The organism is Streptomyces sp. NPDC088246 (assembly GCF_044741025.1).
Lineage (GTDB): Bacteria > Actinomycetota > Actinomycetes > Streptomycetales > Streptomycetaceae > Streptomyces.
In genome coordinates this window covers 404,758-430,201 of sequence record NZ_JBIURV010000002.1, presented here as the reverse complement: position 1 = coordinate 430,201, position 25,444 = coordinate 404,758, and the positions used below count along the sequence as shown (strand labels likewise).

Annotated in this window: 22 protein-coding genes and 1 pseudogene; 9 read left to right on the top strand and 14 right to left on the bottom strand. The window is 70.4% G+C overall.

All coding sequences use genetic code 11. The annotated features are described in order from the left end of the window. Nucleotides 1-50: 50 nt before the first annotated feature. Both ACIPEK_RS04575 and ACIPEK_RS04570 read right to left on the bottom strand, forming a co-directional pair. Nucleotides 51-701: a response regulator gene (locus tag ACIPEK_RS04575; protein WP_401990530.1), complete on the bottom strand. Its 651-nt coding sequence runs from the start codon at nt 699-701 to the stop codon at nt 51-53. Beyond that, nucleotides 698-1,894 (bottom strand): sensor histidine kinase, encoded by a 1,197-nt coding sequence (locus ACIPEK_RS04570; protein ID WP_401990805.1) that lies wholly within the window; start codon nt 1,892-1,894, stop codon nt 698-700. The genes ACIPEK_RS04575 and ACIPEK_RS04570 overlap by 4 nt, the downstream gene beginning before the upstream one ends. Before the next feature lie 151 nt (nt 1,895-2,045). Here ACIPEK_RS04570 and ACIPEK_RS04565 point away from each other — a divergent pair. After that, nucleotides 2,046-2,581, top strand: a pseudogene (locus ACIPEK_RS04565) (hypothetical protein). A 54-nt stretch (nt 2,582-2,635) separates the two neighbouring features. Here the strand turns inward: ACIPEK_RS04565 and ACIPEK_RS04560 are convergent. The 3 genes from ACIPEK_RS04560 to ACIPEK_RS04550 form a co-directional block, all read right to left on the bottom strand. Continuing rightward, entirely contained in the window at nt 2,636-3,208 is a 573-nt protein-coding gene (locus ACIPEK_RS04560) for a cob(I)yrinic acid a,c-diamide adenosyltransferase (protein ID WP_401990527.1), read from the bottom strand. A 164-nt stretch (nt 3,209-3,372) separates the two neighbouring features. Next, nucleotides 3,373-4,122, bottom strand: a complete 750-nt coding sequence (locus ACIPEK_RS04555) for an ABC transporter permease (RefSeq protein ID WP_401990525.1) — start codon at nt 4,120-4,122, stop codon at nt 3,373-3,375. Nucleotides 4,123-4,135: 13 nt separating this feature from the next. Further along, nucleotides 4,136-4,918, bottom strand: a complete 783-nt coding sequence (locus ACIPEK_RS04550; RefSeq protein WP_401990522.1) for an ABC transporter ATP-binding protein — start codon at nt 4,916-4,918, stop codon at nt 4,136-4,138. Between the two features lie 90 nt (nt 4,919-5,008). Between ACIPEK_RS04550 and ACIPEK_RS04545 the strand changes: the two genes are divergently transcribed. The 4 genes from ACIPEK_RS04545 (at nt 5,009) to ACIPEK_RS04530 (ending at nt 10,011) form a co-directional block, all read left to right on the top strand. Continuing rightward, the gene (locus ACIPEK_RS04545; RefSeq protein ID WP_383073098.1) at nt 5,009-5,650 is read left to right on the top strand and encodes a TetR/AcrR family transcriptional regulator; all 642 of its coding nucleotides are present in this window, start codon (nt 5,009-5,011) and stop codon (nt 5,648-5,650) included. Nucleotides 5,651-5,835: 185 nt separating this feature from the next. After that, nucleotides 5,836-6,684 carry a 3-hydroxyacyl-CoA dehydrogenase family protein gene (locus ACIPEK_RS04540; RefSeq protein WP_401990519.1) on the top strand — a complete coding sequence of 283 codons (849 nt, stop codon included), beginning with the start codon at nt 5,836-5,838 and terminating at the stop codon, nt 6,682-6,684. Nucleotides 6,685-6,921: 237 nt separating this feature from the next. Continuing rightward, nucleotides 6,922-7,245 carry an STAS domain-containing protein gene (locus ACIPEK_RS04535; protein ID WP_266357903.1) on the top strand — a complete coding sequence of 108 codons (324 nt, stop codon included), beginning with the start codon at nt 6,922-6,924 and terminating at the stop codon, nt 7,243-7,245. A gap of 249 nt (nt 7,246-7,494) precedes the next feature. Continuing rightward, a complete protein-coding gene (locus tag ACIPEK_RS04530; RefSeq protein ID WP_401990516.1) occupies nt 7,495-10,011 on the top strand; it encodes an ATP-binding protein in 2,517 nt (838 codons plus the stop codon). 289 nt (nt 10,012-10,300) lie between these two features. Here the strand turns inward: ACIPEK_RS04530 and nucS are convergent, their stop codons facing one another. Continuing rightward, entirely contained in the window at nt 10,301-10,972 is a 672-nt protein-coding gene (nucS, locus tag ACIPEK_RS04525) for an endonuclease NucS (RefSeq protein ID WP_093898543.1), read from the bottom strand. A 262-nt stretch (nt 10,973-11,234) separates the two neighbouring features. On the opposite strand from nucS, the gene ACIPEK_RS04520 reads away from it, so the two are divergent. Next, nucleotides 11,235-11,627, top strand: a complete 393-nt coding sequence (locus ACIPEK_RS04520) for an SCO5389 family protein (RefSeq protein WP_030971516.1) — start codon at nt 11,235-11,237, stop codon at nt 11,625-11,627. 74 nt (nt 11,628-11,701) lie between these two features. Here the strand turns inward: ACIPEK_RS04520 and ACIPEK_RS04515 are convergent, their stop codons facing one another. Beyond that, entirely contained in the window at nt 11,702-12,745 is a 1,044-nt protein-coding gene (locus ACIPEK_RS04515; protein ID WP_401990513.1) for an LLM class flavin-dependent oxidoreductase, read from the bottom strand. Between the two features lie 209 nt (nt 12,746-12,954). Here ACIPEK_RS04515 and ACIPEK_RS04510 point away from each other — a divergent pair, with 209 nt between their 5' ends. Beyond that, nucleotides 12,955-13,284 (top strand): ATP/GTP-binding protein, encoded by a 330-nt coding sequence (locus ACIPEK_RS04510; RefSeq protein ID WP_401990510.1) that lies wholly within the window; start codon nt 12,955-12,957, stop codon nt 13,282-13,284. Nucleotides 13,285-13,305: 21 nt separating this feature from the next. Here the strand turns inward: ACIPEK_RS04510 and ACIPEK_RS04505 are convergent, their stop codons facing one another. From ACIPEK_RS04505 to mce, 7 genes are all read right to left on the bottom strand, one after another. Beyond that, entirely contained in the window at nt 13,306-13,986 is a 681-nt protein-coding gene (locus ACIPEK_RS04505) for an ABC transporter permease subunit (RefSeq protein ID WP_401990802.1), read from the bottom strand. Nucleotides 13,987-14,174: 188 nt separating this feature from the next. Continuing rightward, a complete protein-coding gene (locus ACIPEK_RS04500; RefSeq protein WP_383073110.1) occupies nt 14,175-15,332 on the bottom strand; it encodes an ATP-binding cassette domain-containing protein in 1,158 nt (385 codons plus the stop codon). A gap of 205 nt (nt 15,333-15,537) precedes the next feature. Then, a complete protein-coding gene (locus ACIPEK_RS04495) occupies nt 15,538-16,317 on the bottom strand; it encodes an ABC transporter permease subunit (protein ID WP_383073112.1) in 780 nt (259 codons plus the stop codon). A gap of 5 nt (nt 16,318-16,322) precedes the next feature. Then, a complete protein-coding gene (locus ACIPEK_RS04490) occupies nt 16,323-17,357 on the bottom strand; it encodes an ABC transporter ATP-binding protein (RefSeq protein WP_401990506.1) in 1,035 nt (344 codons plus the stop codon). Between the two features lie 85 nt (nt 17,358-17,442). Further along, on the bottom strand, nt 17,443-18,381 hold the full coding sequence (locus tag ACIPEK_RS04485) for a cellulose-binding protein (RefSeq protein WP_383073116.1): 939 nt from the start codon (nt 18,379-18,381) through the stop codon (nt 17,443-17,445). 184 nt (nt 18,382-18,565) lie between these two features. After that, nucleotides 18,566-22,429, bottom strand: coding sequence for a polarized growth protein Scy (scy, locus tag ACIPEK_RS04480; protein WP_401990503.1), 3,864 nt, complete (start codon nt 22,427-22,429; stop codon nt 18,566-18,568). A 163-nt stretch (nt 22,430-22,592) separates the two neighbouring features. After that, nucleotides 22,593-23,021 carry a methylmalonyl-CoA epimerase gene (mce, locus tag ACIPEK_RS04475; protein WP_114246697.1) on the bottom strand — a complete coding sequence of 143 codons (429 nt, stop codon included), beginning with the start codon at nt 23,019-23,021 and terminating at the stop codon, nt 22,593-22,595. 135 nt (nt 23,022-23,156) lie between these two features. Here mce and ACIPEK_RS04470 point away from each other — a divergent pair, with 135 nt between their 5' ends. Next, the gene (locus tag ACIPEK_RS04470) at nt 23,157-24,356 is read left to right on the top strand and encodes an acetyl-CoA C-acetyltransferase (protein WP_383073121.1); all 1,200 of its coding nucleotides are present in this window, start codon (nt 23,157-23,159) and stop codon (nt 24,354-24,356) included. Nucleotides 24,357-24,418: 62 nt separating this feature from the next. After that, complete coding sequence (meaB, locus tag ACIPEK_RS04465; protein ID WP_401990499.1) at nt 24,419-25,375, top strand: methylmalonyl Co-A mutase-associated GTPase MeaB; 957 nt, start codon at nt 24,419-24,421, stop codon at nt 25,373-25,375. Nucleotides 25,376-25,444 lie beyond the last annotated feature (69 nt).

Below are 25,444 nucleotides of genomic sequence, written 5' to 3'. Positions count from 1 at the left end.
AGGTCTGGACCAATCGTCAAGAGGTCCAGACCAAAGTTCCGAGCTAAACCTCAGATGCCCAATTCCTGCGCAAGTACTGCCGCCTGGACGCGGCTGCGCAGCTGCAGCTTGCCCAGCAGTCTGCTGACGTGCGTCTTCACGGTCGCCTCGGCCATCGAGAGGTGGACCGCGATCTCGGCATTCGACAGCCCCGCGCCGAGACAGCCCAGCACCTCCCGCTCCCGCCGGGTGAGAGCGTGGAGCACCGCAGGGTCGGTCGCGTTCGCAGGCCGTACGGGGGTGGTCCCGGCGAACTCCGCGATCAGACGGCGCGTCACGGCCGGGGCGATCATCCCCTCGCCGCGCGCCACCGTGCGCACCGCTTCGAGCAGATCGTGTGCATCGGCGTTCTTCAGCAGAAAACCCGCCGCTCCCGCCCGCAGTGCCCCGAAGACGTATTCGTCCAGATCGAACGTTGTCAGCACCAGCACATCCGCGAGCTGCTCGGCCACCACCTGTCCGGTCGCCGACACCCCGTCGAGGCGTGGCATCTGAATATCCATCAGCACCAGATCCGGCCGTAGTTCGCGGGCCAGGCGCACGGCCTCCTCGCCGTCCCCGGCCTCGCCGACGACCTCGATGTCCGGCGCACTGCGCAGAATGAGCACCAGCCCCGCACGGACGGCCGACTGGTCCTCGGCGACCACAACCCGGATCGTCATGCCCTCACGGTCCCTTCCTCCACGGGCAGTTCGGCCCGTACCCGCCAGATCTTCGTCCGGTCGCCGGTGCTCACCGGACCCGCCTCGATCTCTCCGCCCAGCAGCGCCACTCTCTCCCGCATCCCCACCAGGCCGGCCCCCGACCCGGGTGCGCGCGGCCCCGGACGGTCGCCGTACACACTGCTGACCTCGACCGTGAGCAGCTGCCCGGCCCGCCCGATCCGTACCACGACCGGGCCGGCAGCGGCATGCTTGAGCGCGTTCGTCAGGGACTCCTGGACGATACGGTAGGTGGCCAGCTCGACCGGCGCGGGCAACGGGCCCTGATCGCCGCGGGTGTCCTCGAAGGTGCAGGTCAGCCCGCTCGACGCGGCGTTCGTCCGGGTCTGCTCGACCAGTGCGTCCAGCGAGGCGAGCGTCGGCGAGGCGCGCGGCTCCGGGGTGGCGCCGCCGGTGCGGAGCAGCCCGATCAGCCGGCGCATCTCGGCGAGACCGTCGACGCTGTTCTCCCGGATCACCCCCAGAGCCTCGCGCGAGGTGTCCGGGTCGTCGATGGAGAGGGCGGCGGTGGAGTGGATGGCGATTGCGGAGAGATGGTTCGCCACCATGTCGTGCAGCTCACGGGCCATCCGGGTGCGCTCGGCGGTCACCGCCTGGGTACGGTCCATCTCGGCCAGCAGCGCGGTCTGATCGGCGCGCAGCCTGGCGGTCTCGGCGGCGTCGCGGTGGTTGCGGACGCTGACCCCTGTGATGGCGGGCCCGAACGACACCACCCCGGTGATGACGCCGATGAGCAGCGCCTGGGGATTGCGGAACCACGCCAGGAACCCGATCGTGACCGCGACCGTGATCAGGAAGGTGGTCACCGGGATGCGGCGGGCGGCGGCCGGTGTCCCGTACAGCACGGCCGCGTACATCAGATCCGTGAACATCATGACCGTCGCCAGATTCCCGACCGTGAACTGGTCGGCGACCAGGGCGAGTGTGCCGATGACCAGCGCCGTCTGCGGGGCGGTCCGACGGACCAGTTCGAGCACCGAGACGACGGCGAGCGGCAGCAGGGAGAACCAGGGGGCGACGAAGGTCCGGTTGCCCTGCATGTGCAGCCCGAGCATCCACAGGAAAAGACCGCCGCAGAGACCGATGGCAGCGATGAGCACGTCGTGGCGGTGCGGGCGGGCGTAGGGGAGCACCCTCCTATCCAACACGGCGGCTTCCCCGCGGACCTCCGTACCGGGGGCGAGGTACGAGTACATCGAAGTATGCAGTCACGGTTCGTCACTGCCGACGACGATCCCGGGCACCTCGGCCGGGAGGCTGGAGGGAACGGGAAGGAGAAGTGCCGTGGTCGTCACGCTGATCGTCCTCTGCGAAGTCGCCTTCTGGGTGCTGCTGGCCGCGGGGCTCGCACTGCGGTACCCGGCGAAGAAGCCGCGGATGGGTGCGGCCGTGCTGCTGTGCGAGCCGCTGCTGGAGGTCGTGCTGCTGGTGGTGACGGCCATCGACCTGAAGAACGGGGCCGAGCCCGACTGGAAGCACGGGCTCGCCGCGGTCTACATCGGCTTCACGGTGGGGCTCGGCCACTCCACGATCCGCTGGGTGGACGCCCGGGTTGCCCACCGCTTCGCGGGCGGGCCGCCGCCGGTGAAGCCGCCCAAGTACGGCATGGAGCGCGCGGCGCACGAGTGGCGGGTCGCGGCGCGGTCGCGGCCGTGACGGCGCTTGCGCTGCTGCAGGCGGCGATCTGGTACGTGGGCGGGGACGGGGATGTGACGTCGCTGCAGTCGTGGCAGCAGAAGATGCTGCTCGTGATCGGGATCAACGTGGTCATCGCGGGGAGCTACACGGTGTTCCCGAAGCGGGAGGGGGCGGGGCGCTGAGGGGCCGGACGGGCTTGATCTTCAAGCCCGTCCGGCGCTTGATGACAACAACCGCTACCGCTCGCCGCCAGGTACCCACAGCACGTCGCCGACCTCCTTGTTCGCCGTCCTCGCGAGGATGAACAGCAGGTCGGAGAGGCGGTTGAGATACGTCGCGGTCAGCGCGTTCATCACCTCACCGTGCACCTCCAGGGCCGCCCACGTGGACCGCTCCGCACGCCGGACCACCGTGCACGCCTGGTGCAGCAGCGCCGCCCCCGGCGTACCGCCCGGAAGGATGAAGCTGCGCAGCTTCTCCAACTGCTCCAGGAAGCGGTCGCAGTCCGCCTCCAGCTTGTCGACGTAACTCTGCTCGACCCGCAGTGGTGGAAGCTTCGGGTCCTCGACGACCGGCGTCGACAGATCCGCGCCCACGTCGAACAGGTCGTTCTGCACGCGGACGAGGACCTTCACGACATCGTCGGAGAGCTGCCCGAGCGCGATCGCTGTACCGATGACGGCATTGGCCTCATTGGTGTCGGCGTACGCGGAGATCCGCAGATCGGTCTTGGCGGTCCGGCTCATGTCGCCGAGGGCGGTGGTGCCCTGATCGCCGGTGCGGGTGTAGATACGTGTCAGATTGACCATGCGGCCAGCCTAGGGTCTTTCGTTCGGATCAGGCCGGATCAGGGAGCGGGGTCTGGTGCTGTGGATCGCAAGGCGGAGGAGGGAGCCATGCCGACCGACGACAACGCGGCGAGGCGCAGTGCCAGGGCCCGCGAGCCCGGCGTGATCCGAACGAGAGGCCCTGGTTACGCACCGGCCCTGCGGAAGACACGTGTGCCCACCGTCACGGCGAGTCCTGCGAAGCCGAGGGTGACCAGGACGCCGTACAGCATGGAGGCGGTGGCGTACTGACCGATGTACGCGTCCCGGATCGCGTCCACCGGATAGCGCAGCGGCATGAAGTGGGAGAGGACGTCCAGCCAGCCGGGCGCGAGGGCCATCGGCAGCATCAGGCCCGACAGCAGCATCGACGGCATGGAGACCGAATTCACGATCGGGCCGAACTCCTGCGGCCGCTCGACCTTCAGCGCCACCGCGTACGACAGGGAGCCGAGGGAGACGGTCAGCAGGGCGACGAACGCGAACCCGACGAGCACCCCGGCAAGCGGCGCCCGCAGGCCCATGAGCAGCGCGGCGAGAACCAGCAGCACTGCCTGGAAGACGAACAGAGCGGCATCCCGCAGCACCCGGCCCAGCAGCAGCGCGAGACGGCTGACGGGCGTGACGCGCATCCGTTCCACGACCCCGTAGTTCTTCTCGACGATGATCGAGAATCCCGAGAAAAGGGCGCCGAACAAGCTGAGTTGAAGCAACAGCCCAGGCACGAGCACCTGCCAGGAACTGCCGCGCGACCCCAGGGGCAGGTTGGTCAGGAGCGGTCCGAACAGCAGGAGGTAGAGCAGCGGCATCAGCACGCCGAAGAGGATCTGGAATTTGGAGCGCAGGGTCTGGCGGGCGTAGCGCCCGAAGATCAGCGCGGTGTCCTGCAAGAGCATGTCTCTCAACGTCCTATACGGCTACAGGGGTGGAGTCGGCCGGCGCCGGGCCACGGCCGGTGATGGAGAGGAACGTGTCCTGGAGGGTCGCGTCGATCGAGCCGCCGTGCGCCAGCTTCAGCGCGCCCGGTGTGCCCTCGGCCACCACGACGCCCTTGTCGACGATCACGAGCCGGTCGGAGAGTGCGTCCGCCTCGTCGAGGTAGTGCGTGGTCAGGAAGACCGTGGTGCCGTGCTCGTCGCGCAGCCGGCGGACCAGGTCCCAGAGGTCCGCGCGGCTCGCCGGGTCCAGACCCGTCGTCGGCTCGTCGAGGAACAGGACCCGGGGGCGGTGCGTGAGCCCCATGGCGATGTCGAGGCGGCGCCGCTGGCCGCCGGAGAGCGCCGCGGTTTTGCGGTCCAGTAGATCCACCAGATCCAGGTCGCGTGCCAACTCCTCGGCACGCTCGCTTGCTTGGGGCTTCGGCAGGCGGTACAGCCGCCCTTGGGTGACCAGTTCCTCCTGCACGGTCACATTCGGATCGACGCCGCCGGACTGTGCCACGTAGCCGACGGCCCGGCGCACTCCGACGGGGTCGGCGGCCAGATCGCAGCCGGCCACGGTGGCCGCGCCGCCGGTGGGCGGCAGCAGGGTCGTGAGCATGCGCAGGGTCGTGGTCTTTCCGGCCCCGTTCGGGCCGAGGAAGCCGAGGATCTCGCCCGGCGCGACGGTCAGGTCGATGCCGCGCACCGCCTCGACCGGGCCGCGTTTCGTCTGGAAGGTACGGGCCAGACCGGCCGTACTGATGATGGTCATGGGCCCAGAAAAGCAGAGTCATTGAAATTTTACAATGACACCAAAAATTGAGTGAGCCCAAAACAAGCCCGTGGCGCCTACGATGTGGCCATGGCAGAGGGGCTCAGGGAGCGAAAGAAGCGGCAGGCCAGACAGCACATCTCGGATGTGGCCACGGGGCTGTTCCTGGAGCGCGGGTTCGACGCGGTGACGATCGCTGAGGTCGCCGAGGCGGCCGATGTCTCCGTCAACACGGTCTACAACTACTTCCAGGCCAAGGAGGACCTCTTCCTCGACCGGGCCAAGGGCGGCGTCGCCCGCCTCTCGCGCTTCGTGCGCGCCCGCGACAAGGGCGAATCCGCGGCCGCCGCGGTGCTGCGCGAGCTGCGGGACGAGGTCGAGGCGGTGTCGCCCCAGGTGGGCCTCATCGACGGCTATGACCGCTTCATGAAGGTCGTGGAGGGGGCGGCCGGACTCCGGGCCCGCCTGTGGCACATGCAGCAGGAGAGTCTGGTGCTCCTTGAGGAGACGCTGCGCGAGGAGACCGGCGCGCCGCCGGACGACCCACTGCCGTCCCTGATGGCCGGGCAGATCAACTGGGTCCACACCACCCTTCTGGCGCTCATCGGTCGCGAGGTGATGGCCGGCCGTCCCCTCGACGAGGTCTCCCGCGAGGCCCTCGGTCTACTCGACGACACGGAAGACCTCTTGAGTGAGAAGGTTCTCAACTACGCCGTGCGCGGCGACGGGTGAGTCGTACGGGTACGCGAGTGCTGCTGTCGGTGTGATGTCCGTCATGTGAGACGTGACGCGCATCTCTTCGCGGTCACAGGGCCCCTCACGGGTACTAATCTCCGCCGGAGAGCATGTGAACAACCGTGAGGACCGGCCGTGCAGGGACCAGCTGCAGAGGCGAACAGAAACCAAGGGGTGCAGACGTGGCCAGGAAGCTCGCCGTCATCGGAGCCGGACTCATGGGATCCGGCATTGCGCAGGTCTCCGCCCAGGCGGGCTGGGATGTCGTGCTGCGTGATGTCACCGACGAGGCCCTGACCCGTGGCCGTGACGGCATCAAGGCCTCGTACGACAAGTTCGTCTCCAAGGGGAAGCTGGAGGCGGCCGACGCCGATGCCGCGCTGGCCCGCATCACCACCACCACCGACCTCGACGCGGTCGCCGACGCGGATGTCGTCGTCGAGGCCGTCTTCGAGAAGCTCGAGGTCAAGCACGAGATCTTCCGGGCCCTCGACAAGATCGTCCGGGACGATGCCGTCCTCGCCTCCAACACCTCCGCGATCCCGATCACCAAGATCGCGGCCGTGACGGAGCGCCCCGAGCGCGTCGTCGGTGTGCACTTCTTCTCGCCGGTTCCGATGATGCAGCTCTGCGAACTCGTACGCGGCTACAAGACCAGCGACGAAACCCTCGCCACCGCGCGGGAGTTCGCCGAGTCCGTCGGCAAGGCCTGCATCGTCGTCAACCGTGACGTGGCCGGCTTCGTCACCACCCGGCTGATCTCGGCGCTCGTCGTGGAGGCTGCCAAGCTCTACGAGTCGGGCGTCGCCACGGCCGAGGACATCGACATCGCCTGCAAGCTGGGCTTCGGCCACGCCATGGGCCCCCTGGCCACGGCGGACCTGACCGGGGTCGACATCCTGCTGCACGCCACGAGCAACATCTACACCGAGTCCCAGGACGAGAAGTTCGCCGCGCCGGAGCTGATGCGCCGGATGGTGGATGCAGGTGACATCGGCCGCAAGAGCGGGCAGGGCTTCTACACGTACTGATCGTTTTCGGTCCTCCGGTTTGCCTGATCTGCCGTCGGTCAGGCCCGGAGGTCCGGGGGGCGTCTCCCGGAAACGGTGGATCCGCGTGGGTCCTCGCCGGGCCTTAGTCACTCCGCGGGGTGAATTCGGTATCGGTTCGCTCACGGACGGCAACTTCCCTGTCGCTGTCGCAGTCAGTTGTGGCAGAGACAGAACAGACACACGAACCTTGCTACGGGGCAATTCCGGGGAGCACATATGCATATCAGGGGCGACCACGCCGAGCTGGTCGTCGGGGGCCGCCTCGACGTCCGAAGCGCGGCGGACGCCCGTACGGCCCTGCACTCTGCCCTCGACAACGGAGTCGGCGACCTGGTGCTCGACCTGACCGAGCTGGATTCCTGGGACGCCACCGGGCTCGGCGTCATCATGGGCGCACACCGCCGGGCCGGCCGGGCCGGACGACGGCTGGTGCTCCGTGGCGTGCCGCCGCAGATGCAGCGCCTGCTGGTGGCGACCCGGCTGCACCGCATTCTCGCCATCGAGGGTGGAATCGCCGCAGACTCCCTGCCGCGCGTGTAGGGCCTGTCCGGCCCCCGACCCGGCGGACGGGCCTTGGCCGTGCGGCACGGCCGAAGGTGCACAATCCGCACGAGAAAGTGCGCTTCGGGCGGCGTGGCCCCCCGACTGTGCGCGGGCACTGTGCGACGGTCTAGGGTTCGGCCGTCCGCCGATTGACGAACCCACCGGGCGGACACCGGACCGGGAGCGACAGCGGGGCGTGCGAGGCCGGGAGGGCAATCGTGCGCGACGCGTCTGGGGGCTTTGGCGATGGACCCGACACACCGGGGGCCGGAAGAGTACGGCAGGGACAACGACAGCTTCGGTGAGGGAACCGGCCGGCGACGGCCGTCCGGCGATCCGTCCCCGAGCTCTCAGCTCCGCTCGGGCAGGGGAGGCCCCATGACTCCGGAATTCGGTCAGCAAACGTCACAACAGGCGCGCGTCGTCCGGCTCATATCGGGTGACTACCTCCTCACCGTCAACCCGGTCGACGGCAGCGAGGTCGAGCTGTGCCCGCCGGGGGAGCGGCCCGATCCGCCGGTCCGGCGCACCGCGGCCGAGCGCGCCGACCGCGAACGCGCCACCGCACCGCCCGTGCCGCCGGGGCCGCCCGCCCCCCAGCTGCCCCTCCTGGAGCGTGCGGAAGAGCGCGAACGGCTGGCACGCCTGCTGGCCCGCGGCCGCTCGGTGCGGCTCACCGGACCGGCCGGATCCGGCCGTACGGCACTGCTGAACGCCGTCGCCGCCGACTGTGCGGACCTCGCACCGGACGGAGTCGTACGGCTCTCCGGCTACAAGCGGACCGTCACCGACCTGCTGTACGGGCTCTTCGAGGCCGTCCATGACGCGCAGTTGCACCGGCCCGGCCGCGCCGGTCTCCTCGAAAGGGTCCGGAGCATCGGCGCCGTCGTCGTAATCGACGACCTGGAATTCGGCGAGGCCGCGCTGGAGGAGCTGCTCGACGCCACTCCGGAATGCGCCTTCCTGTTCGCGACGACTCCGGATGTCGCCGCACCCACCCCGGACTCGCACCTCGAAGAGGTCTACCTCGCGGGCCTCGGCCGCAGCTCCTCGGTCGACCTGCTGGAGCGGGTCGTCGAGCGTCCGCTCACCGAGGAGGAGGCGAACTGGGCGGGAGACCTCTGGTTCGAGTCCGAGGGGCTGCCGCTGCGCTTCGTCCAGGCGGGCGCCCTGCTGCGCCAGCGCGACATGCTGCGCACCGACCCCGACGCGTACAGCGGCCTCGACGGCAAGTCCCTCGACGCACCCTTCGGGCACGACGAGGACGTCGACGGCGTCCACATACCGCTGCCCAGCCTCGGCGAGGGCGCGGCGCCCGCCGCACTGCTCGCCTCACGGCTGAGCGGGCCCGCCCGCGACACCCTGCGCTTTGCGGTCGCGCTCGGCGGCGAGGTGCCGCACCAGGCGCATCTGCCGGCGCTCGTCGGGGACACCCACGCCGATGCCGCGCTCGGTGAACTGGCCGGCTGCGGACTGCTGTCCCCGGCCGGTCCCCGCTACCGGCTGGCCGCCGGAGTCCTCGCCCAGCTGGAGGCCGCCGGATACGGCGAGGACAGCATCGACCGGGCCCGGACGGCGGCCCAGCACTACGCGTGGTGGGCCGGGCACCCCTCGGTCACCCCCGCACGGGCGACCGCAGAGGCCGACGCGGTCGTCGCGGCGATGGCACAGCTCGTCCCCGGCGACGGGGCGGGGCAGACCAGCGTGGCCGTGCTGCTGGCCCGCAGCGCCTCCCCAGCCTTCGCGGCAGGACTGCACTGGGGCGCCTGGGAGAGGGCCCTGCGGATCGGCCAGGAGGCGGCCAGGATCGCCGGAGAGGTCGCCGAAGAGGCGTACTTCCACCATGAGCTGGGCGTCCTCGCACTCTGCACCGGCAATCCGGACCGGGCCAGGGCGGAGCTGGAGACCTCGATCAGCATGCGCGGGGCGCTCGCCGACAAGTCCGGCGCGGTGGCCGGACGACGCGCGCTCGCCCTGGTCGACGACCGCTCCGGCGGGCCGCTGCCCGGCGGACCTGTCCCGGTGGGCGGTGACGTGCCGGCCCTGCGGTACGAGGAGTCGGCGCCGCCGCCCGTCGGTCCGACGACAGCCGTGACGCAGACGCTGTCACGGCCGTACGGGGACGCCACCGCGGTGATATCCCGGCAGGGCGCCCCGGCAGCCGCCTCAGGCGCGCGGGGAGGCCGTTTCGGAGCGCTGGGCGGGGCCCGGCGCAATCTGGTCGGGGTGGGCGTGGGCGTCCTCCTGGCCGGTGTGCTCGGCACGGTGGTGGCGCTGGGGATGACGTCCGGTGGCGGCGATGCCGAGGGGAATCCAGGTGTCACGACCGAGGAGTCGGCGGGCCAGGACGACAGCGGGGACGCAGGCCCGGACGGCGGACCGACGGACGGCTCGCCTTCCGGAGACACGGCATCCAGCGACGGCGCGGTGACGCCCGGTCCGTCGGGCAGCCGGGCCACGCCCGGCGTGAGCGGTACGCCGTCCACGGACTCGACGAGGCCGGGCGGCACCCCGTCGTCGGACACACCGTCCAGCGACAAGCCGTCGTCGGGCAAGCCGACCAAGTCGTCCGGCCCGACGAAGTCGTCCACGCCGACGACGCCGAGCAGCCCGAGCCCGACTCCGACGGAGACCGACTCCCCGGACCCGACGGACTCGGCAACCGAGACCCCGCCGATGTCGCCGAACACCTCGGACTCGGCGAGCGGGCCTTCTTCGTCGTCAGCGGCGGCCGGTGCGGACAGCAGTCCGACCGTGGCCTGAGAGCCTGTCGGGTGACCTCTGATCGGGCGGCCACGGCCTGGCACGCACTCCCCCAAGGCCTTAAGGGCCAGGGGGGACCCCCTCCGGCGTTGCCGAAATGGCCTGGTAGCTCCTTCCCCGAACTCTCAACTTCGTTCGAGCAGGGGAGGCCCCATCCGAGGCCATTCCGACGCCTTGGAATCGCACGCACCATGCCGCGTCCGCTCTCCGACCGAAGGTCACCCGACAGGCTCTGAGCCGAGCTCCGCGGACGCCGGACGGGCCATGCACGTCCGGCGTCCGCGTAACGTCAGAACAGGCGCAGCTTGTCGTCCTCGATGCCGCGCAGCGCGTCGTAGTCGAGTACCACACAGCCGATGCCGCGGTCCGTCGCCAGCACCCGCGCCTGCGGCTTGATCTCCTGCGCCGCGAAAATGCCCTTCACGGGGGCGAGGTGGGGATCGCGGTTGAGCAGCTCCAGATAGCGGGTCAGCTGCTCCACGCCGTCGATGTCGCCGCGCCGCTTCAGCTCCACGGCCACGGTCTGGCCGTCGGCGTCCCGGCACAGGATGTCGACCGGCCCGATGGCGGTGAAGTACTCACGGCGGATCAGGGTGTAGCCCTCGCCGAGTGTCTCGATCCGGTCAGCGAGGAGTTCCTGCAGATGTGCTTCGACGCCGTCCTTGATGAGGCCCGGGTCGACACCCAGCTCATGGGACGAGTCATGGAGGATTTCCTCCATCGTGATGATCAGTTTCTCGCCCGCTTTGTTGACCACGGTCCAGACTCCCGCGGTGTCGTCGGCGCCCTCCTTGAGGGTGCAGGGCGGTGACATCCAGTTGAGGGGTTTGTACGCCCTGTCGTCGGCGTGGATCGATACGCTCCCGTCCGCCTTCACCAGGATCAGACGGGGAGCGGAGGGCAGGTGGGCCGTGAGCCGGCCGGCGTAGTCCACGGAGCAGCGGGCGATGACGAGACGCATGGTCGGCAACGCTACTCGACGACGGGTGCTCCACGCGATTCTCCCTCCACCGCCCCTCTGCGCCCCGGACCGGGGCCCCAGGGGCTTGCCCCTCTTTGCTCACCTTCGTTATTGGCCGGTTGTGTTCCCAATCTCCTGGTGCGGCCAGGACTGCACCCTTACCGTGGAAGCAGGAGGTCGCCGTCTGTGCACGCTGCGTCGCCGTCCTCCTTCCCTGCCCGTAAGGCCCCGGCCCGGCGTCGGGGTCGCGAGAGGAGAACCCATGTCGCTCGACGTCTCACCGGCGCTGTTGGAACAGGCCGAGCGAGGCGAGGTCGACGAAGCCGACTTCGTCGACTGCGTCCGGACCTCCCTGCCCTACGCATGGGAGATGATCAGCTCTCTGGTGGCTCAGCTGAAGGTCGACGGCGGAGAGTTCGCCGACAACCAGACGCCCCCGCCGGACGAGCAGGCACGTGGTCAGCTGCTGCGCGCGCTCGCGAGTGATGCGATACGTGGCGCTCTGCAGAGGCACTTCGGGGTGCGTCTGGCATTCCAGAACTGCCACCGCGTCGCGGTGTTCCCGCTGGACGCCTCGGTCGACGAGCGCCTGGCCCGCTTCACCTCGGTGAGGGGCCAGTTGCTCAATCAGTCGCCCGAACTACGGGACTGCTAAACGCTTCTGCTGCCGTTCCGGGGCGGATGCGCAACTGGCTCCGGGGCGGCGGCCCCCGTACCTCTTACGACTGCTTATGAGAGCAGCGGCAGTACTTGCGTGCCCAGCCGCGTTACGTTCTCCTCCGTGGCCGCCAGATCTCCCGAACCCTCCACCAGGAGCGCGAAGCGGCTGATGCCTGTCCGCTCGGCGGTGGCGGCGAGCCGGTCGGCCGCGAGCCGGGGCGGGCCCACCGGATGAAGGCCGCACAGCAGCTCCGTATAGGCGACCGGGTCGCGCATCATCCGGTGCCGGCCGTCGACCGTCACATGGGCGTCCAGGCCCTGTCGCAGCCAGCCCGGCATCGCCTTCACGAGCGTCTCCACGGCGCCCTCGGCACGGTCGGCGATCTGGGCCACCCCTGCGGACACATGTCCGGCCTCCCGGACGCTCTCGGGCGAGTGGCCCGCGGCGAGGGCGGCGGAGCGCCACAGGGCGACCATCTCGGCCTTCTCCTCATCGCCGCAGTGCATACCGAGCAGCATCGGCAGACCGTTCTCCGCGGCGAGCTTCACCGTCTTCGGCGAGGTGCACGCGACGATCACCTCGGGACCGCCGGGGCTCTCGCCGCCGTCCACGCCGAGCAGCTCGTCGGCCCGGGGGACCACCGCCACCTCGCGGAAGCCGTACCGCTCCCCGCTCCCCGCCACGCGAGGTTTGCCCAGCCAGTCGAGCAGCAGCTCCAGGGACTCCGGGAAGCCCTTCTCGTACGCCTCCAGGCCCCCTCCGAACACCTCCAGATCCACCCAGGGGCCGCCCCGGCCGACGCCGAGCGTGAACCTGCCGCCGCTGGTGAGATGGAGCAGCGCGGCCTGTTCGCCCAGCGCGACCGGGTGCTGGGTCGGCAGCACGCTCACCGCCGTACCCACCCGGATTCTCCGGGTGCGGCCGAGCAACAGCGCTGCCAGGGTGACGGCGGACGGGCAGACCCCGTACGGCACGAAATGATGTTCTGCCAGCCAGACCGAGTCGAGCCCGGATTCCTCCGCGACCTCGGTGGACCGGATCGCGCGATGCAGCGCTTCCCCCGGCCCCTGTCCCGGAAACTGGGCTGCCAGTACGAACGTTCCCACACGCATCGCCAATTACCTCCTTGCGGCCGACGCGGCTCTCCCCACTGGCAACAACGTCTGACACGTGCCAAAGGCACGGTCCGGGGGCAAGTTGTTGCGATTTTCCGGTAACTCACCCCGCCCCGGGCGCCGTCCTGTGGGGTGCGGGACACCTCGCTCGGCCAAATGGCCCTACGCTTGACGGGAACTGCCCAGCCTGCCCCGTGAGGTGTCACGTGTCCCCGCGCCGCAACCGCCCCCGAGGCGGCGAGAGTCCCCACGACAGCGCAGCGGAGCCAGGGGCCCGCTTCGGCGGCGGCGGACGCACCGAACAGTGGCATGGCGAGGAGTGGTCGGTCCGCCCGGTGAGCGGCGCGAGCGCGGCCGGGAAGCGGTACCGCTGTCCCGGCTGCGACCAGGAGATCCCGTCCGGCGTCCCGCACCTGGTGACCTGGTCCGAGTACGGCGGGATCGACGACCGCAGGCACTGGCACAAGGCCTGCTGGAACGCGAAGGACCGCCGCACCACGCAGGTGCAGCGGTCCAGGAACGCGCCTCGCTACTGAGCTCCGGCGGCCGGTGACTGGTCAGACGTCGCGCTTCGCCAGCGACGCATAGGCACCGGCCAGGACCACGGCCGTGACGCCGAGCATGATCCACAGTGGATCCCAGCCGGACGGCCCCGACCCGGTGACCGAGCTGTCGTAGAACGCGCCGAGCTGGCTGGGGATGGAGTACTCGAACAATGCCTGCCGCAGGTCGCTGAGCGACTCCGAGAACATGAACATGGCCAGCACGAGCGGCAGCAGCACCACCCCGATCATGATCGTGATCGCACCCGCGGAGTGCCGGATGAGAGCGCCGACCGCGAGCGAGAGCAGGCCCAGCGTCGCGATGTAGAGGCCGACGCCGACAGTGGCGCGCAGCCAGGCGTCACCGGTGGATGCCTCGCCGTCGAGCATGGCCGTCTGCAACGCGCCGACCAGCGCGGTCGTCACGGTCGTGATGACGAAGGTGAGCAGGAAGAAGACGATCGCCTTCGCGGTCAGCACCCGCGCACGGTCGGGGCAGGCCGTCAGCGTCGTACGGATCATGCCGGTGCCGTACTCGGAGGCGGTGGTCATCACGCCGAGCGTGATCACACAGATCGAACCGAGCAGCACTCCGAAGAAGCCGAAGCTGAGCACCGGGGTTTCGCCGATGTTGGCGTCGGAGGTATTGACCGCGATCGCGGCGAGCAGTCCGAGGCCGAGGAGCAACACGATCATGACGCCGAGCGTCCACATGGTGGAGCGCACCGAACGGATCTTGGTCCACTCGGAGGCGAGCGCGTCGCCGAGGGTGGCGCGGCGCACCGGGATCGGTGAGGCGTAGAGCCCGGCCGATGCGTCCTGCCAGTTCTGCTGCGGGACCGGGGCCTGCTGCTGGTACGTCGCCTGCGGGGTCGGCGGTGTGGTCATCGGGCGTCCTCGCTGGTCTCGCGCTTGGTCAGGTCTGCAGGGGCCGCGGCGGGCGCAGCCGGGGCTGCAGGGGCCGCGGCGGCGGGTGCCGCCGGAGCTCCCGCGTACGGGTTCTGTCCGGGCGGCGGCGGGGCGTACCAGCCCTGCTGCGGCATCTCCGGGACCGGCGGCTGCGGTGCCCCGGGCTGCTGTCCGTACCCGCCGTGCACCGGCTGCTGCAGCCCGGCCTTCTGGTCCACCGTCGAGCGGTAGTCCACGGCGCCCTGCGTCATCCGCATGTACGCCTCCTCGAGCGAGGCCTGGTGCGGCGAGAGCTCCCACAGCCGGACGTCCGACTCGTGTGCCAGATCGCTGATCCGCGGCAGCCGCAGACCGGTGATCCGCAGGGCCCCGTCCGGCTCCGACATGACCTGGCCGCCCGCCTCGGTGAGCGAGGCGGTCAGCTTCTCCCGCTGCTCCTGCGCACCGTCCGCGACCCGCACCCGGGCGAAGTCGGCCGAATTGGCGGAGATGAAGTCCTTGACGCTCATGTCGGCGAGCAGTTGCCCGCGGCCGATCACGATCAGATGGTCGGCGGTGAGTGCCATTTCGCTCATCAGATGGCTGGACACGAAGACCGTACGGCCCTCCGACGCCAGCATCTTCATCAGATTGCGGACCCAGAGGATGCCCTCGGGGTCGAGACCGTTGACGGGCTCGTCGAAGAGCAGCACCTGCGGGTCGCCGAGCAGTGCCGCCGCGATGCCGAGCCGCTGGCCCATACCGAGCGAGAAGCCCTTGGACCGCTTCCGCGCGACGTCGTGGAGGCCGACGACACCGAGCACCTCGTCGACCCGGGCGGCCGGGATGCCGGCGAGCTGGGCGAGCGAGAGGAGGTGGTTACGGGCGCTGCGGCCGCCGTGCACCGCCTTCGCGTCCAGCAGCGCACCCACTTGCCTCGGAGCGTTCGGCAGACTGCGGAAGGGGTGGCCGCCGATCGTGACATGGCCGGAAGTCGGTCGGTCCAGGCCCAGCATCATGCGCATGGTGGTGGACTTGCCCGACCCGTTGGGACCGAGGAATCCCGTGACGGCCCCCGGCCGCACCTGGAAGGAAAGGTTGTACACGGCCGTCTTCGCGCCATAGCGCTTGGTCAGGCCGACTGCCTCGATCATGCTCCAGCCCCATCGACTTCGTCTGTCGTCGGGGCCCAGGCCGTCCGGCCGCACGCCCCCCGTAAGAGTTAGGAGGATATCCAGGCCTTGACGGTTCCGGCCAAGTCGTTACGAGAGTGCATCGCCTTCCCGGCAGAGCGGACGGAGCGCTTCCGGGCCGATCAGGTCTTGCGTCCACCCACCGGCCATGGGTCCCGCCCACCGGTCATGCGTCCCGCTTCTTCAGTACGAGGTAGCCGCCTACCAGCGCGGCCGCCACCCAAGCGACCAGGATGCCGAGCCCGCCCCACGGCCCGTACGGAGCGGGGTTGCTGTTCATGGCGTCCGGAACAACCTGCATGATCTTGGATCCGGCCCGGTCGGGGAAGTAGCGGGCGACCTTCTTCGCGCCCGGGACCGCCGACAGGATCTGGGAGACCAGGAAGAAGAACGGCATCAGGATGCCGAGCGACAGCATGGAGCTGCGCAGCATCGTCGCCACACCCATGGAGAAGATCCCGATCAGGCCCATGTAGATGCCGCCGCCGACCACCGCGCGCAGGACATTTTCCGCACCGATGTCCGTGTGGTGGTCGCCGAGGAGGGACTGCCCGAGGAAGAACGAGACGAAGCTGGTGGCGATGCCGACCACCAGGGCCAGCACACCGGCCACCGCGACCTTGCTGAAGAGGAACGAACCGCGCTGGGGCACGGCCGCCAGCGAGGTGCGGATCATGCCCGAGCTGTACTCCGTACCGACCACCAGCACACCGAATACGACCATGGCCAGCTGGCCGAGGACCATGCCGGAGAAGCTGATGAGGGTCGGGTCGAAGGTGGCCCGCTGGGCCGCGGGGAGGTCGTCGAACTGGGCGTTCATCAGGGCGCAGAGCGCCGCGCTCATCGCGACGGTGACGACGAACGCGGAGATCAGGGTCCAGACGGTCGACGAAACCGTACGGATCTTGGTCCACTCGGAGGTCAGGACCGCGGGTACCGATGCCATCGTCGTCACGCCCCCTTGCCGGTGCCGGAGACACCGGGTACGCCCGGCGTGCCGTTACCGGTCGTGCCGACGGCGGTCCGCCGATTCCACTCGTCACCCCAGTGCGGGCCCACGGGCGGCGGTGCCTCACCGGGCTCCGAGTGTGCGTGGTACTCCACGGAGTCCGCCGTCATCTGCATGAACGCTTCCTCCAGGGAGGCCCGCTGAGAGTTCAGTTCGTGCAGCACGATCTGATGACGGGCGGCGAGCTCTCCCAGCGCCTCGGTGGTGGCGCCGTCGATCTCCAGCGTGCCGCTGCCCGTCTCGACCACGATCAGGCCCTCCTCGTGCAGCACGTCGCGCAGCCGCTCCTGCTGCGGGGAGCGCAGACGTACATAACTGCGGGAGTTGCGGTGGATGAAGTCGGCCATCGAGGTGTCGGCGAGCAACCGGCCCTGGCCGATCACGATCAGATGGTCCGCGGTGAGGGCCATTTCGCTCATCAGATGCGAGGAGACGAAGATCGTCCGGCCTTCCGCGGCGAGCGCCTTCATCAGATTGCGGATCCAGTGAATCCCCTCGGGGTCGAGACCGTTGACGGGCTCGTCGAAGAGCAGCACCTGCGGGTCGCCGAGCAGTGCCGCCGCGATGCCGAGCCGCTGGCCCATACCGAGGGAGAAGCCCTTCGACTTCTTCCTCGCCACCGTGCTCAGACCGACGGTGTCCAGCACCTCCGCGACCCGGCTCTCCGGGATGCGATTGCTCTGCGCGAGGCAGAGCAGATTGTTGTACGCGCTGCGCCCGCCGTGCATCGACTTCGCGTCGAGCAGCGCCCCGATGTACTTGAGGGGTTCTTCCAGGTCGCGGTAGTGCTTGCCGTTGATGCGCACCGAACCGCTGGTCGGGTTGTCGAGATCCAGCATCATCCGCATCGTCGTGGATTTGCCCGCACCGTTGGGGCCCAGAAAGCCCGTCACCATTCCAGGTCTGACGCGGCACGAAAGCCGGTCGACGGCAACCTTGTTGCCGAAGCGCTTGGTGAGACCATCGAGCTCGATCATGCGTTCACGCTAGAACGGCCGCGCGCCCGGCGCCACCACAAGGGCGGAACCGGGCGCGCGAGGAGTACAGCGGCGGTACGGCGGGTCAGCGGGTCTGCTGAGCCGGGACGCCGCGGGTGACCGGCTCGTCGTCGGCGGGGGAGCCGGCGGCGGCCACCGCGGCACCGGTCAGCGTCGCCAGCATCTCGCGGACGTTGGTCAGCTGAGCGTTGATCGAGTCGCGGCGGTTGGTGAGCGCCGCCAGCTCGCGCTCCGACTCGCTGCGGATCCGGTCGGCCTTGGCGTTCGCGTCGGCCACGATGTCCTCGGACTGGCGCTGCGCGGTCTCCACCGTCTGGCGGGCCCGGCGCTCGGCGTCCGTACGGAGCTTCTCGGCCTCCAGGCGGAGCTGCTCGGCGCGGTGCTCGATCTCGGCGAGGCGCTTCTCGGCCTTGGCCTGACGGGACGCGAGGTCGCGCTCCGACTGGTCGCGGCGCTTGGCGAGGTTGGTCTCGAAGTCCGCGGCGGCCTGGGCGGCCTTGGCGCGGGTCTCCTCGAAGAGGGCGTCGGCCTCCTCGCGCTTCTGAGCGGCGTCCTTCTGGGCCTCCGTACGCAGCGAGCCGGCCTCACTCTTGGCCTTCTCGACGATACGAACGCCCTCGTCCTCGGCCTTCGCCTTGCGCTCGGCGGCGAACGACTCGGCGTCGTTGCGCACCTGCTGGGCGGCCGACTCGGCGAGCTCACGGTGCTGCTCGGCGGCGCGACGGGCCTCCTCGCGCAGGTCCTTCGCCTCCTCCTCGGCCAGGCGGAGAATCTTCTCCACGCGCGCGCCGAGACCGGCGTACGACGGCTCCGCGTCGCTCACCTGGGCCTGGGCGTTCTGCGTTTCGAGGTGGAGTTCCTCGATGCGCTTTTCCAGAGACGTGATGCGGGCGAGAGCACTATCACGGTCGGCGACGAGCTTGGTAATGCGGTCATCCACCTGACCGCGGTCGTATCCACGTCGCACGAGCTCGAAGCCGAAGGGGGAGGAAGGGTCGCTCATGAGGTTCCTGTCGAATGAGACCGGTGAGGTGTTAGAGGGAATCCTAGGGGCCCGAGCGGCGTGTCATCGAGCGGATGCCCGTTTGATCTGGAGAATGACACCCCTTTTGAGTGGCTAACCCCCGCAACTCTTGCCACTCGGAGGGCTGAACGTCCTTGACGAAGCACGGGAGATGACAGGGCGACTACCCCTCGGACGACTTGCCACTCGATCGAGTGCCCGCTGAGGCACCGGCTTTGACGCCACCGGCGGAGCCGCCACCCGAGCCCTTGCCGCCGCCCGCCGGCGTCTCGAACGACTCCAATGCCTCCAGCACGTCCTGGACACGGGAGATTTCGGTGTTGATGTCCTCGCGCCGACGCACCAGCAGATCGAGCTCGCGCTTGCCCTCGTCCACCGTACGCTTCGCCTCGACCTCGGCGTCGGCCCGCAGCTTCTCGGCCTCACGGACCAGCGTGGCCTTCTTCTGCTCGGCCTCCTTCAGCAGCGCCTCGGCCCGCTTCACCGCCGCGATCCGGACCTTGCTCGCCTCCGAATTGGCGTCCGCCAGCAGCTCCTTGGCCTTGGCCGCCGCGTCGTCGCGCTGCTCGGTCGCCGCCTTCATCAGGTTGTCGACGCGCTCGCCCGCCGTCTTCATCTGCTCGGAGGTCTCCCGCCGGGCCCGGTCGTGCAGCTCCTCGATCTCGCTCTCGATCCGGGTCCTGAGCTCCTCGGCACGCTCCCGGATGGCCGTGGCGTCCCGCCGCGCGCCGACCAGCAGCTCGTCCGCGTCCGTACGGGCGCGCTCCACCAGGGAGTTGCCCTCGACGGTCGCCTCCGAGGTGATCCGCACGGCCTCCTTGCGGGCCATGCCGACCATCGTGTCGGCCTGCTCCTCGGCCTCGGTGGCGGCGCGCAACGCCTCCTCCTGGGCCTTGTTGACGAGCTGGTCGGCCTGTTCGGCGGCATCGGCACGGCGCTTCGCCGCGGCCTCCCGCGCCTCGTCGAGCAGCCGGTCGGCCTCCTGACGGGCCTCGGCACGCATCTGCTCGGCCGCCGCCTCCGCGTCGGCGCGTACCCGCTCCGACTCCTCGCGGGTGCGGGCCGCGTGCTCCTGTGCGGAGCCGACGGTGGCCGCCGCCTCCGCACGCAGCCGCTCGACCTCGTCCGCGGCCTCGTCCGCCAGCCGGGCCGCCTGCTGCTTCGCCTCGTCGACCAGCGCGGTGGCCTGCTGCGTCGACTCTTCGACGAGCAGGGTGGCCTGCTGCGTCGACTCCGTACCGATCCGCTCGGCCTCGCTCGTCGCCTCGCCCACCAGCCGGTCGGCCTGGGCCGCGGCATCGGAACGCATCCGGTTGGCGTCCTCGCGGGCCTCGGCCCGGCTGCGAGCCGCGTCCTGCTCGGCCGAGGCCAGCGCGTCGGAGGCCTCGGTACGCATCCGCTGGCTGTACTCGGCGGTGTCCGCCCGCAGCCGCTCCGACTCGCTGATCGCGTCGGCGACGGTCCGCTCGGCCATCGCCTTCGCGGCCTCGGACTCCTCCCGCGCCTCCTGGCGGATCCGGGCCGCGTCCTCGCCGGCCCGCTCCCGCTCGGCGTGTGCGTCGGTGCGGACCCGGTCCGCCTCCTCCTGCGCCTCGGACCTCGTCCGTTCCGCGACATGCTCGGCGGCGGAGCGCAGCCCGGCGATCTCCGCCTCGGCCTGCTCCTGCAGCCCGTTGACCGAATCCCGTACCTGCTGGGCTGTCTGTTCGGCCGCGGAGACCAGTTCGGTCGCCCGGCTGTCCGCCTCCTCGACCAGACGCTGCGCCTCGGCCTGCGCCTGCTCGACCCGCTTGCGGGCGGATGCGAGAAGCTCCTCGCTCTGCTCGCGGGCCCGCTCGCGCTCCTGGTTCGCCTCGGTGCGCGCCGTGTCGAGGGTCTCCTCGGCCTCCCGGCGGCGCCGGTTCGCCTCCTCCTGCGCGGCGGCCAGCGCCTCGGCGGCCTCCGTGCCCACCCGCTCCGCGGCGGCAGCGGCCTCGGAACGCACCCGGTCGGCGCTCTCCTGCGCCTCGGACTTGAGCCGTTCCGCCTCGGCGGCCGCCTCGCTGCGCAGCCGTACGGCGGTGGACTCGCCCTCCGCACGCGAGCGCGACGCATCCGCCGCGGCCTCGTCGCGCAGCCGCTCCGCCTCGGTCTCCGCCTGCTCCTGCAGCGCCCGCAGCCGCTCGGCGGCCTCCGCGCGCAGCCGCTCGGACTCCTCGTTCGTCTCACGCCGGATGCGCTCCGCCTCGGCGCGCGCGTCCGTGAGCGCCTGCTCGGCGGTGGTGACCCTGGTCTCGGCCTCGGTCTGCAGCCGGGTCAGCTCGTCGGCCGCCTCCGCCTGCCGGGCCGCGACCGCACGCTCGGTCTCCTCGCGCAGCTCCGCCGCCGCCTGCTCGGCCGCGGTGGTGGTGGACCGGGCCTGCTCCTCGGACTCGGTACGCAGCTGCTCGGCCTCGGCGTGGGCGCGCTCCAGGGCCTCCTCGGCCTGTTTGCGCAGCGTGGTGGCGCGCTCGGCCGCTTCGGTACGGACCCGCTCGCTCTCCGTGCCCGCGGTGGTGCGCAGCTCCTCCGCGTCCGACTTCGCCTTGGACAGCAGCTCCTCGGCGGTCTTCGCGCCTTCCTCGATCTGCTGGACGGCCTCGCGGCGGGCCTCGCCACGGATCCGCTCGCCCTCGGCGACGGCCTCGGAGCGCAGCTGCTCGGCCTCGCCGCGCAGCCTGCGCGCCTCCTCCTGCAGCTCGACCGTCTTGGCCCGGTACTCCTTGGTGTCGTCCTTGGCCGCGCCCTTGAGCTGATCGGCCTGCTCGGCGGCCTCGCCGCGCAGCCGGTCCGCCTCGGCCTCCGCCTCGCGGCGGATCCGGTCGGCCTCCTCGCTCGCCGCCCCGGTGGTGGACTTCGCGTCCTCGGATGCCTTGGTCAGCACCTCCTCGGCGGCCCTGGCGGCCTTGGCGAGCTGGGCAGCGGCGTCCTCGGCGGCCGCCGTGCGGGCCTTCTCGGCCGCCTCGGACTTCAGCCGGTCCGCCTCGGCGCGGGCATCGGCGAGCGCCTGCTCGGCCTCCGCCTTGAGTGACTCGGCGTCCTTGGTGGCCTCGCCGACCAGCCGGGCGATCTCCGACTTGGCCGTACGGGTGCGCTGCTCGTTCTGCGACTCGGCGGCGGCCAGCCGCTTGACGGCGGCCTCCTTCGCCTCGCTGGTGACCTTCTCGGCCGCCAGGCGGGCCTCGCGCAGCTGGGTCTCGGCCTCCTGCATGCGCTGCTCGGCGGCCCGGTTCAGCTCGGCGGTCTGCTGCCGGGTCTGCTCGGTCTCGGCCGTCGTCGACGTACGCAGCTGCTCGGCGTGGCTGGTGGCCTCCTGCGCCTGGCTGGAGGCGGCGTTCAGCAGCCGTTCGGCGTCCTTGCGGGCGCGCAGCAGGATCGCCTCGGCCTCGGTACGGGCAGATTCCGCCTCGGAGCCGAGCCGCTGCCGGGTCTCGTCCGCCAGCCGGCCCGCCTCGGTGCGCGCGGCCGTCAGGGACTGCTCGGCCTCGGCCCTGGACTCCTCCAGCAGGCGGCGCGCCTGGGACTCGGTCCTGGCCCTGAGCTGCTCGGCCCAGGCGACGTTCTCGTTGACATGGGACTCGACGGTCTGACGGCGCTCGGCCAGCTCCTGGTCGAGCTGCTGGCGCCGCTGCACGGCCTCGTTGTGCAGCTCGGCCTGGAGCCGCGCCTGGTGCTCGGCATGCTCCTGCAGGATCCGCTGCGTCTGCGCACGGGCGTCACGGAGCTCCCGCTCGGCGTCGGTCCGCAGCTGCTCTGCCTGGATCTGGGCATTACGGAGCAGCTGCTCGGCCTGGTAGCCGATGTCCGCGCTGTCGTATGCGGGACGGGTCGCGAGATTGCGTCGAGCCTCGTGCAGCTTGGCGCGCAAGACCTCGACCTGGTAACCGAGGTCCTCGGCGTGCTGAACGGCCTTCTCCCGGTCGGTCTTCAGCCGGTCCATCTCGGCTTCGAACCGCGAGAGATGGTCGTCTTCAGCTCGGTGGCTCTCCTGGCGTTCGTAGCCCCGCACTGCGCGGTCCCATCCGTCCCCTGGTCGCAACTCTCCAACGAGTACCGTTCGCCGGTGAACGGTCCCCCGGGGAATGGTGACAGATCACGGCTGGGGACGCGGCGCGGCCCCGACCCGGCCCCGGCCCGGAACAGCCCACTCTACCGGGCCAGGTATCCGGAGGTCAGTGCTCCGCTGCGGACGTGACCAGTTCGGTGAGGACCCCGTGGCAGTCCTTGGGGTGCAGGAACGTGATCCGGGACCCCATCGAACCGGTCCTGGGCTCGTCGTACAACACCCTGACCCCCTTCTCCCGGATGTCCGCCGCGTCTGCGTCGACGTCCGCGGTGCCGAAGGCGATGTGGTGGACACCCTCCCCGTTCTTCGCCAGCCACTTGCCCACGGCCGAGTCCTCCCGGGTCGGCTCCAGCAGCTGGAGGTAGGAAGCGCCGCCGTCGGACGTATCGTTGATCTTGAGCATGGCCTCCCGGACGCCCTGCTCCTCGTTGATCTCGGAGTGGAACACCTCGAACCCGTAGGTCGAGCGGTAGAACTCGACGGTCTTGTCGAGGTCGAAACAGGCGATCCCGATGTGGTCGATTCGCGTCAGCATGCAACCAGTGCAGCGCGACACCGATGGTTACGCAACGTGCGCGCGATCACACCCGTTGCCGGATGACGGGCGAGGTACCGCTCAGTACATTCATGTAAACCCTCGTTCACTCCTAATCCCAAGGGGCTGCGGCTCATGTCAGGAACGACCGGTACCACCTCAGTGATCGTCGCGGGCGCGCGTACGCCCATGGGCCGTCTCCTCGGCTCGCTGAAGAGCTTCTCCGGGGCCGATCTCGGCGGCTTCGCCATCAAGGCCGCGCTGGACCGGGCCGGCATCGGCGGCGACCAGGTCGACTACGTGATCATGGGCCAGGTCCTGCAGGCCGGTGCGGGCCAGATCCCGGCCCGCCAGGCCGCGGTCAAGGCGGGCATCCCGATGAACGTCCCCGCGCTCACCGTCAACAAGGTGTGTCTGTCCGGGCTCGACGCGATCGCGCTCGCCGACCAGTTGATCCGCGCCGGTGAGTTCGACGTCGTCGTCGCCGGTGGCCAGGAGTCCATGACGAACGCCCCGCACCTGCTCCCGAAGTCCCGCGAGGGCTACAAGTACGGCGCGATCGAGATGCTCGACTCGATGGCGTACGACGGTCTGACCGACGCCTACGAGAACATCCCGATGGGTGAATCCACCGAGAAGCACAACACCCGCCTCGGCCTGAACCGCGCCGACCAGGACGAGATCGGCGCCCTCTCCCACCAGCGCGCCGCCGCCGCCCAGAAGAACGGCATCTTCGAGGCCGAGATCACCCCGGTCGAGATCCCGCAGCGCAAGGGTGACCCGGTCCTCTTCTCCAAGGACGAGGGCATCCGCCCGGAGACGACCGCGGAGTCCCTCGGCAAGCTGCGCCCGGCCTTCACCAAGGACGGCACGATCACCGCGGGCACCTCCTCGCAGATCTCCGACGGCGCCGCCGCGGTCGTCGTCATGAGCAGGACCAAGGCCGAGGAGCTGGGCCTGGACTGGATCGCCGAGATCGGCGCCCACGGCAATGTGGCGGGCCCGGACAACTCGCTCCAGTCGCAGCCGTCCAACGCCATCAAGCACGCCCTGAAGAAGGACGGCCTGGAGGTCGCGGACCTCGACCTCATCGAGATCAACGAGGCGTTCGCCGCGGTCGCCGTCCAGTCGATGAAGGACCTCGGCGTCACCCCGGAAAAGGTGAATGTCAACGGCGGCGCCATCGCGCTGGGTCACCCGATCGGCATGTCCGGCGCCCGTGTGGTGCTGCACCTGGCGCTGGAGCTGAAGCGGCGCGGCGGCGGCACCGGTGCGGCGGCGCTGTGCGGCGGCGGCGGCCAGGGCGACGCGCTGATCATCCGCGTCCCCAAGTAGGAACGGCCCGGGCAGGCAGTACGTACTACACGTAGAGCACTCAGCGAGTGAACGGAGCGGTGATGGTGGACGTCCCCACCCTGGTCGAGCAGGCCCGTGCGGGCCGGCCGCGGGCCGTGGCCCGGCTCATCTCCCTGGTGGAGGGGGCGTCGCCGCAGCTGCGCGAGGTGATGGCGGCCCTGGCGCCGCTGACGGGCAACGCGTATGTCGTCGGCCTGACCGGCTCACCCGGTGTCGGCAAATCGACATCGACATCGGCGCTGGTCTCGGCGTACCGGCGGGCAGGCAAGCGGGTCGGCGTCCTGGCCGTCGACCCGTCCTCGCCGTTCTCCGGCGGGGCACTCCTCGGCGACCGGGTCCGGATGTCGGAGCACGCCTCCGACCCGGGCGTCTACATCCGCTCCATGGCCACCCGCGGACATCTGGGCGGTCTCGCCTGGTCGGCACCGCAGGCGATCCGGGTGCTGGACGCTGCGGGCTGCGAAGTGATCCTGGTGGAGACGGTCGGCGTCGGCCAGTCGGAGGTGGAGATCGCCTCCCAGGCCGACACCTCCGTCGTCCTGCTGGCGCCCGGCATGGGCGACGGCATCCAGGCGGCGAAGGCCGGAATCCTGGAGATCGGCGATGTATACGTCGTCAACAAGGCCGACCGGGACGGCGCGGACGCCACCGCGCGCGAGCTCAACCACATGCTGGGCCTCGGCGAGTCCCGCGGTCCCGGCGACTGGCGGCCGCCGATCGTGAAGACGGTCGCCGCCCGGGGCGAGGGCATCGACGAGGTCGTCGAGGCGCTGGAGAAGCACCGGGCATGGATGGAGGAGCACGGAGTGCTCGCCGAGCGGCGCATGGCCCGTGCGGCCCGCGAGGTCGAGACGATCGCCGTCACGCGGCTGCGTGAGCGCATCGGCGATCTGCACGGCGACCGCCACATCGGCGCGCTCGCCGAACGCATCGTGGCGGGGAGCCTCGACCCCTACGCGGCGGCGGACGAACTGGTGGCGGGCCTCACCGAAGGCTGACCCGATCCGGTGTGGACGGGTCCGGGGCGACGTGCGGGCCGCTTCGGGGGGCGTCCGCGGCTTGTGCGG